The 862-nt window shown below is 63.7% G+C and carries 2 protein-coding genes; one reads left to right on the forward strand and one right to left on the reverse strand.

Annotated features, from left to right (window positions below):
- The coding region (locus EN884_RS37335) for an amidase family protein (RefSeq protein ID WP_245492070.1) at positions 1-458 on the reverse strand (458 nt) is incomplete at its 3' end.
- Between the two features lie 119 nt (positions 459-577).
- On the opposite strand from EN884_RS37335, the gene EN884_RS37340 reads away from it, so the two are divergent.
- The coding region (locus EN884_RS37340; RefSeq protein WP_164895481.1) for a GFA family protein at positions 578-862 on the forward strand (285 nt) is incomplete at its 3' end.

Consider the following 862-nt stretch of genomic DNA (forward strand, 5'->3'; position numbering starts at 1 on the left):
GATATTTCGCTCGTGCGCTCGCCGACGGAAACGCCGGCGCCTGAGGAAGAACCACCCGGAATGCGATTGGTGTCCACAGCATTGCCGGGCGTGCCGAAATGCTGGTTGTCGCCGATCGCGGTGAAGGCGAATTCGGTCATGTTGGTCTTGCCGATGATAACCGCGCCGGCCTGCCGCAGCCGGCTGACGATCGCGGCATCGCGCAGCGGAGGTGCTGCGGCCTTGAGCATCAGCGAGCCGGCCGTGGTTGGCTCGCCGGCGACATCGAACAAATCCTTGATCGAGACGATGCTGCCGTCGAGCGGCCCGAGCGTCACGCCGGCTTGGCTGCGCGCATCGCTGGCATCGGCCGCGGCCCGCGCGGCTTCGGCATAGAGCTTCGTGAACACACGCTCTTCGCCGGCACGGGCGGCGAGGCGCGCAAGGATGGTTTCCAGATGATCACGGACGGATTGCATTTTCGGTGTCGGACTCCGGACGCCTTGAACGTCTTAAGGGATAGCGGCCAGTGCCTGGCTTGCCGAGACTTAACCCGGCGCAGACGGTTTTGCACCCTGTCGAATGCGAGGAAAATCCGATGCTCTACAAAGGCAGTTGCCACTGCGGCAAGGTCGCCTTCGAATTCAAGGCCGAACTGACCAGCGCCATCAGGTGCAATTGCTCGATCTGCTCGCGCAAGGGCGCCCTGTTGTGTGCCATCCCGCACGGGACCTTGCGGGTCCTGGCCTGGGGCGACGATTTGGGCACCTACACATTCGGCAATCATGCCATCGCGCACCGGTTCTGCCGGGCCTGCGGCATCCATCCCTTTGCGGAGGATGTCCGCGAGGGCCGTGAACGCAGCGCCTACATCAACATCAAC

The sequence above is a fragment of the Mesorhizobium sp. M7A.F.Ca.AU.001.01.1.1 genome (genome assembly GCF_004022735.1).
Lineage (GTDB): Bacteria > Pseudomonadota > Alphaproteobacteria > Rhizobiales > Rhizobiaceae > Mesorhizobium > Mesorhizobium ciceri.